We start from the raw sequence: 6,781 nt of genomic DNA, 5'->3' as shown, positions 1-6,781 counted from the left end.
ACGTGACCGATGGTGCCCACGTTCACGTGGGGCTTGGTGCGTTCAAACGTTCCCTTAGCCATGTGTGTGTCCTCCTGAGGTGGAACTGCCCGGTTTCCGGGCAAGCCTTGACAGTGTACAAGTCCGCGCGGGAAACGCAAAGAGCCTGACGGCTCAGAGTTCTCACGGCGGCTCCGGTGCTGGCCCGGGGGCAGCTGAGTAGAAGGAGGCGCGACCCGCATGAACTGAGGGTCGCGCCGACTTGTTGGAGCTTCTGATCGGGTTCGAACCGATGACCTCTCCCTTACCAAGGGAGTGCTCTGCCACTGAGCTACAGAAGCGTTAGGAAAAGCGGGAAACGAGACTTGAACTCGCGACATTCAGCTTGGGAAGCTGACGCTCTACCAACTGAGCTATTCCCGCGTGATCGTGGTGGGCAGGGGCGGATTCGAACCGCCGTACACGTACGTGAACAGATTTACAGTCTGTCGCCTTTAACCACTCGGCCACCTACCCGGATTGTCATACCCACTGTCTCGAATCTAGCACGCTCGGGCCTGTGGCAGTCCTCTGCGCTTGGAGCCACCCAGGAGAATCGAACTCCCAACCTTCCGATTACAAGTCGGGTGCTCTACCAGTTGAGCTAGGGTGGCACCGTCCCTGTTCGAATGCTGGAACAATGTCCGGCCTCTGAGTGCGGTCGCTGCGGCGCTTTTTGGCGCGTTCACTTCCGGCTGTAAATAGTAGCAGTCACCCCCGAAGGTGTCAATCGTTCCCGGCACGCGGCCGCGCCCCGCCCGGTCCCGGCAACCTCCGGAACACTGCCCGAACCGCTCTGGGACGCACTTCAGGGCCTCTGCGCGCTGCGACGGGGTTCCGCTGCCTGCCCCGGCCCGGCCCGCCCTTGAGCAAATCCTGAGCGAGTCGGTGGTATGCGCCATGTGGCGCATTTGCCCCTGAGCCAGCGGGCGTATGCTGACCCGCGCACGGGACCGCGCGCCCGCCCCGACCCGGCCCCAGCAGGCCAGAGCGGCCGCGCCCCCCTGAAAGTCCGCCCGTTTCCCTCGACCCGTTCCTGCCGCCCGGCAGAACTGCCGCCCCACCCGCGAGGTTTCCCTTGGACAGTTTCCGCACCCTGATCCCGTACCTGCGACTGCACCAGCGCCAGTACGTGATCGGCCTGATCGCCGTCGTGATCGCCAACTCGGTCAACCTGCTGCCGTACTACTTCATCCGCCTGACCATCGACGGGCTGACCGGACAGGTCGACAGTGACCCCGCCACCACCGGCATCACGCTCGGCACGGCCGGCCTGTACGCGCTGGGCATCGTGGCCGCCGCGCTGACCGCCGGCGGGTTCATGCTGCTGATGCGCCGCATGATCGTCGTCGCCTCCCGCCAGACCGAGTACGAGATCCGCCGCGACCTGTTTGCCAACCTGCAGGGCCTCGACAAGCCGTACTACGACCGCGCCCGCACCGGCGACCTGATGAACCGCCTGACCGGCGACCTGAGCGCCGTGCGCGAGATGCTGGGCTTCGGCGCGTGGCAGATCGTGAACATCGTCTCGGGCTTCATCACGGCCTTCTCGGTGATGTTCAGCCTCAGCTGGCAGCTCACGCTGATCGTCCTGGCGATCGTGCCGGTCATCGTGGGCGTCCTGACGTACCTCGCGCGGCAGATCAACGTCCGTCACCGGCTGGCGCAGGAACAGAACTCGCTGATCGCCGCCCGCGCCCAGGAGAACTTCAGCGGCGCGCGCGTCGTGAAGGGCTACGCCATCGAGAACCGCGAGATCGACGACTACCGCGCCATGAACCTGGAGTTGCTGCGCCGCAACATCGCCCTGACCCGCGTGGACGGCCCGCTGCGGTCCTTCATGAGCCTGCTGCTGGGCATCGCGTTCGCGCTGATCCTGCTGGTCGGCGGCCGCCTGATCCTCGCCCCGGACAGCACCTTCACGGTCGGGATGTTCGTGCAGTTCGTGGGGACCCTGGAACGCCTGACCTTCCCGATGCTGATGGTCGGCTGGATCACGGGCGTCACGCAGCGCGGCCTGGCCTCCTGGCTGCGCCTGCAGGAGATGTTCGACGCGCAGCCGCTCGTGCGGGACGAGCCGGGCCGCACCGACCCGACCATCCGCACCGTGCGCGGCGACGTGACCTTCGAGAACGTCACCCTGCGCTACGGCGAGAAGAACGTCCTGAACGGCGTGAACCTGCACGTGCCCGCCGGGACGTTCCTGGGCATCACCGGCCCCACCGGCAGCGGCAAGACCGTCCTGGCGCAACTGCTGACCCGCTCGATGGACCCCAGCAACGGGCGCGTCCTGGTGGACGGCCACGACGTGCGCGTCATTCCGCTGCGCACCCTGCGCGACGCGATCAGCGTGGTCCCGCAGGAACCGTTCCTGTTCAGCGACACCATCGCCAACAACATCGGCTTCGGCCTGGACAACCGCGACCTGCCCGAGGTCCCCACGAAGATCAGTGTGGTCGGCGCGCCCCCACCCGACGACATTCCCCAGACGCCCGACCCCGCCCGCGTGCGCGAGGCCGCCCGCCTCGCCGGACTGACCGAGGACGTCGACGCCTTCCCCGAGGGGTTCAGCACCAGCCTCGGCGAGCGCGGCGTGACCCTCAGCGGCGGGCAGCGGCAACGCACCGCCATCGCCCGCGCCATCGTCCGCGAACCCCGCATCCTGATTCTCGACGACTCCCTGAGCGCCGTGGACACCGAAACCGAACGCCGCATCCTGGACGGCCTGCGCGAGATCAGCGCGGGCCGCACCGTGATCCTGATCGCGCACCGCGTCAGCACCCTGCGACACGCCGACCAGATCGTGGTCATCGAGGACGGCCGCGTGACCGAACAGGGCACCCACGACGGCCTGATCGAACAGAACGGCCACTACGCCCAGCTCGAACGCCTGCAACGCCTCGCCAGTGACCTCGACGCGGACGACGAAGCTCCCCTCGACCCCGAGAAGGCCGCCGACGAACTCGAAGCCGCCCCCGCCCCCGAACAGGTGACCCGATGACCCGCCCCGACGCCACCGACGCCTTCCAGAAAGGGTTCGACACCCACCTGACGCGCCGCATCCTGAACTACGTCCGCCCGTACCTGCCGCTGGTGATCGGCGGCGTCCTGCTGGCCCTGCTGATCTCGCTGGCCTCGCCGCTGTTCGCGCTGATCCAGCGGCACGCCATCGACACGTACCTCTCGCCGCTGGCCCTGAGCGGCAACGCCGACCGCGACCTGCTGAGGCGCGGCCTGACCCTGACCGCGCTGGCCTACATGGGCCTGAAAGTCGTGGAGTTCGCCCTGCAGTACGCGTTCACGCTCGCCATCGGGTACCTGGGGCAGAACGTGCTGCGCGACATCCGCGCCGACGTGTTCAGCAAGTTGCAGCGCCTGCCGCTGTCGTACTTTGACCAGAACCCGGTCGGCCGCCTGATCACCCGCGTCACCAGCGACGTGGACGCCATCAACCAGTTCATCACGGGCGGACTGGTCAGCCTGATCCAGAGCAGCTTCATCATCGTCGTGTACGTGATCATCATGCTCAGCGTGAACTGGCAACTGGCGCTGATCTCGTTCACGGTGCTGCCCGTCCTGTTCCTGGCCACCAACTACTTCCGCGCCCGCCTGCGCGACGCGTTCCGCGAGACCCGCACGCAACAGGCCACCGTGAACAGCAAACTGAACGAGAACATCACGGGCATGCTGACCGTGCAACTGTTCGGCCGCGAACGCCGCAGCGCCCTGGACTTCAACCTCAGCAACCGCGCCCTGCTGAGCGCCAACGAGAACTCCGTGAAGTGGTTCTCGCTGTTCATGCCGGTCGTGGCGGTCCTCGGGCAGGTGGCCGTCGCGCTGATCCTGTACTTCGCGGCCCGTCAGATCCTGGGCGTGGACGCCAGCGGCGCCATTGCCGGGGCCATCACGGTCGGCACGCTGTTCGCGTTCGTGCAGCTCTCGCAGCAGCTGTTCCAGCCCATCCAGGACCTCGCGGACGTCTTCAACAACCTCCAGGCGGCCATGGCCAGCAGCGAACGCATCTTCGGCGTGCTGGACACCGAGGAGAGCATCACCGACAAGCCGGATGCCAAGACCCTCACGAACTTCGAGGGCAGCGTGGACTTCCGCAAGGTGTGGTTCGCGTACGACCAGACCGTCACCGCCGACACCCCAGACACCGACGACCGCTGGATCCTGCGCGGCATCGACCTGAACATCCGCCCCGGCGAGAGCGTCGCCCTGGTCGGCGCGACCGGCGCCGGCAAGACCAGCGTCACCGCGCTCGTCAGCCGCTTCTACGACGTGCAGCGCGGCAGCGTGAACGTGGACGGTATCGACGTGAAGGACCTCGCGCAGCACGACCTGCGCCGCCACGTGGGCGTCGTGTTGCAGGACGTGTTCCTGTTCGCCGGGACCATCGAGAGCAACCTGACCCTGAACAACCCCGCCATTCCCCACGAACGCGTCGTCGAGGCCTGCCGGTACGTGGGCGTGCACGAGTACATCCTGAGCCTCGAACACGGCTACCAGACCGAGGTCCGCGAACGCGGCGCGACCCTGAGTACCGGGCAGAAGCAACTGCTGGCCTTCGCCCGCGCCCTCATCCAGAACCCGGACATCCTGCTCGTCCTCGACGAGGCCACCGCCAACGTGGACACCGAAACCGAACTGCGCATCCAGCAGGCCCTGACCCGCGTCATGCAGGGCCGCACCAGCATCATCATCGCCCACCGCCTCAGCACCATCGAACACTGCGACCGGATTGTGGTCATGCGCAAGGGCCGCATCGTGGAACAGGGCAGCCACCACCAGCTGCTGGAAAAAGGCGGCTACTACGCCCGCCTGCACCGCCTCCAGTACGCCCAGGCCGACGCCGCCGACTGAACAGGGACGTAGGAAGTGGGGCGCAGGAGCGGTCGACACCGCACCCTGCGCCCCGTTTTACGCGCACCCTCCTACAGGTACGCCAGTTCCCACCCGTCCACACCGTGATCCAGTCCGGCGCGCAGCAGGGCCAGTCCGTCCGGGGCGGGGTCGCGGTGGTGGGGAAGGGGAGCGGTCAGGGCCTCGAAAGCCTCCAGGGCGTGCTTGGCGGGCGCGTGGCGCACACCGACGACCGTTCCGGCCTGCACGTCGTACGCCGCGCCGTACACGTTGCCCTTGCGGGCGTCCATGGACACCGCCTGCGGGCCGTCGCCGCTCACCAGGGACTCCAGGGTGCTCACGCCGCGCACCGCCGCGCCCCACACCCGCGCCAGGCCCAGCGCGTAGCTCGCGCCGACCCGCACGCCCGTGTACGAGCCGGGACCGGTCCCGATGATCACCAGATCAGCCCGCAGCGGCAACCCCGCCCCGGCGAACAGTTCACCGAGCGCGCCGGGCAGTTGCTCGGCATGCGCGCGGCCCACCTCGCGCGACACGCTGCGCTCACCGCCGGGCCAGCGCAGCGCCAGCGTCAGCCAGGGCGTGGCGGTATCCAGGGCGAGAATCACGGTGGGGGCGGGCGCAGTGGTACTCATCGCCGGGCATTCTAGGGCGCGCGGGGCAGGCGCTGTCACCCCGGCGGGAACGTCCGCTAGACCCGGTGCAAAGCGGGGGGGTGATATGCTCGATCATCATGACGAACATCGCCAAAGGGCTTGAAGGCGTCCTCTTTACAGAGAGCAAACTCACGTTTATCAACGGGGCCGAAGGCGTCCTGACGCACCTGGGCATTCCGATTCAGGAATGGGCGGAGAACAGCACCTTCGAGGAACTGTCCCTGGCCCTCCTGAACGGCCGCCTGCCCACCGCCGCGGAACTCGCCACCTTCGACGCCGACCTGAAAGCCAACCGCGCCATTCCCGACGCGCTGGCCCAGGTCATCGCGCACATGCCCCAGGGCGTGCACCCCATGCAGGCGCTGCGTACCGCCGTGTCGTACCTGGGCCTGCTGGACCCGCAGTCCGAGGACACGGGCGCCGATGCCCGCCGCGCCATCTCCGTGCGGATGATCGCGCAGTTCTCGACCATCATCGCCGCCATCAACCGCGCGCAGGAAGGCAAGGAGATCGTCGCGCCCCGCATGGACCTGACGCACGCCGGGAACTTCCTGTACATGCTGACCGGCAAGGAACCCACCGCCGAGCAGGCCCGCCTGTTCGACATCGCGCTCGTGCTGCACGTGGATCACGGCATGAACGCCAGCACCTTCACCGCCATCGCCACCAGCAGCACCCTGTCTGACATGTACTCCTGCATGACCAGCGCCATCGGCGCCCTGAAAGGCCCGCTGCACGGCGGCGCGAACGAGGCCGTCATGGACATGCTCGACGAGGTCGGCACCCCCGATAAGGCCGAGGCGTACATCAACGCCAAGCTGGACGCCAAGGAGAAGATCATGGGCGTCGGGCACCGCGTGTACAAGTACTTCGACCCCCGCTCGCGCGTCCTGCGTGACTACGCCGAAGTGGTCGCCAACAAGGAAGGCAAGAGCAACTACTACCAGATCCTCGAAACCATCGAGAAGGTCGTCGTGGACCGCATCGGGAGCAAGGGCATCTACCCGAACGTGGACTTCTACAGCGGCACCGTGTACAGCGACCTGGGCATCCGCAAGGAGTTCTTCACGCCCATCTTCGCGCTGGCCCGCATCAGCGGCTGGTGCGCCAGCGTGATCGAGTACACCGGCGACAACCGCCTGCTGCGCCCCGACGCCGTGTACACCGGCGCCACCGACGCGCACTACGTGCAACTGCAAGACCGCCAGTAACCGGCAGGACAGAAGGGGGCAGGCAACCCG

At 67.3% G+C, this 6,781-nt stretch carries 4 protein-coding genes and 4 tRNA genes; 3 read left to right on the top strand and 5 right to left on the bottom strand.

Going from position 1 to position 6,781, the window contains the following annotated elements:
* Positions 1-245: 245 nt before the first annotated feature.
* From IEY70_RS08340 to IEY70_RS08325, 4 genes are all read right to left on the bottom strand, one after another.
* Positions 246-320: transfer RNA gene (locus IEY70_RS08340), tRNA-Thr, on the bottom strand.
* Positions 321-329: 9 nt separating this feature from the next.
* Positions 330-402: transfer RNA gene (locus IEY70_RS08335), tRNA-Gly, on the bottom strand.
* A 7-nt stretch (positions 403-409) separates the two neighbouring features.
* Positions 410-495, bottom strand: a tRNA-Tyr gene (locus tag IEY70_RS08330).
* A gap of 61 nt (positions 496-556) precedes the next feature.
* Positions 557-632: transfer RNA gene (locus IEY70_RS08325), tRNA-Thr, on the bottom strand.
* 464 nt (positions 633-1,096) lie between these two features.
* On the opposite strand from IEY70_RS08325, the gene IEY70_RS08320 reads away from it, so the two are divergent.
* Entirely contained in the window at positions 1,097-3,019 is a 1,923-nt protein-coding gene (locus IEY70_RS08320; protein ID WP_189064533.1) for an ABC transporter ATP-binding protein, read from the top strand.
* On the top strand, positions 3,016-4,884 hold the full coding sequence (locus IEY70_RS08315; RefSeq protein ID WP_189064532.1) for an ABC transporter ATP-binding protein: 1,869 nt from the start codon (positions 3,016-3,018) through the stop codon (positions 4,882-4,884). Before IEY70_RS08320 ends, IEY70_RS08315 begins: the two co-directional genes overlap by 4 nt.
* A 71-nt stretch (positions 4,885-4,955) precedes the next feature.
* Here the strand turns inward: IEY70_RS08315 and tsaB are convergent, their stop codons facing one another.
* Positions 4,956-5,519, bottom strand: coding sequence for a tRNA (adenosine(37)-N6)-threonylcarbamoyltransferase complex dimerization subunit type 1 TsaB (gene tsaB, locus IEY70_RS08310; protein ID WP_189064531.1), 564 nt, complete (start codon positions 5,517-5,519; stop codon positions 4,956-4,958).
* Positions 5,520-5,617: 98 nt separating this feature from the next.
* Here tsaB and IEY70_RS08305 point away from each other — a divergent pair, with 98 nt between their 5' ends.
* Positions 5,618-6,751 carry a citrate/2-methylcitrate synthase gene (locus IEY70_RS08305; protein WP_189064530.1) on the top strand — a complete coding sequence of 378 codons (1,134 nt, stop codon included), beginning with the start codon at positions 5,618-5,620 and terminating at the stop codon, positions 6,749-6,751.
* Positions 6,752-6,781: the final 30 nt, after the last annotated feature.

The organism is Deinococcus seoulensis, assembly GCF_014648115.1.
In the GTDB taxonomy this organism is placed as follows: domain Bacteria; phylum Deinococcota; class Deinococci; order Deinococcales; family Deinococcaceae; genus Deinococcus; species Deinococcus seoulensis.
This window is presented reverse-complemented; position numbering and strand designations above follow the sequence as displayed.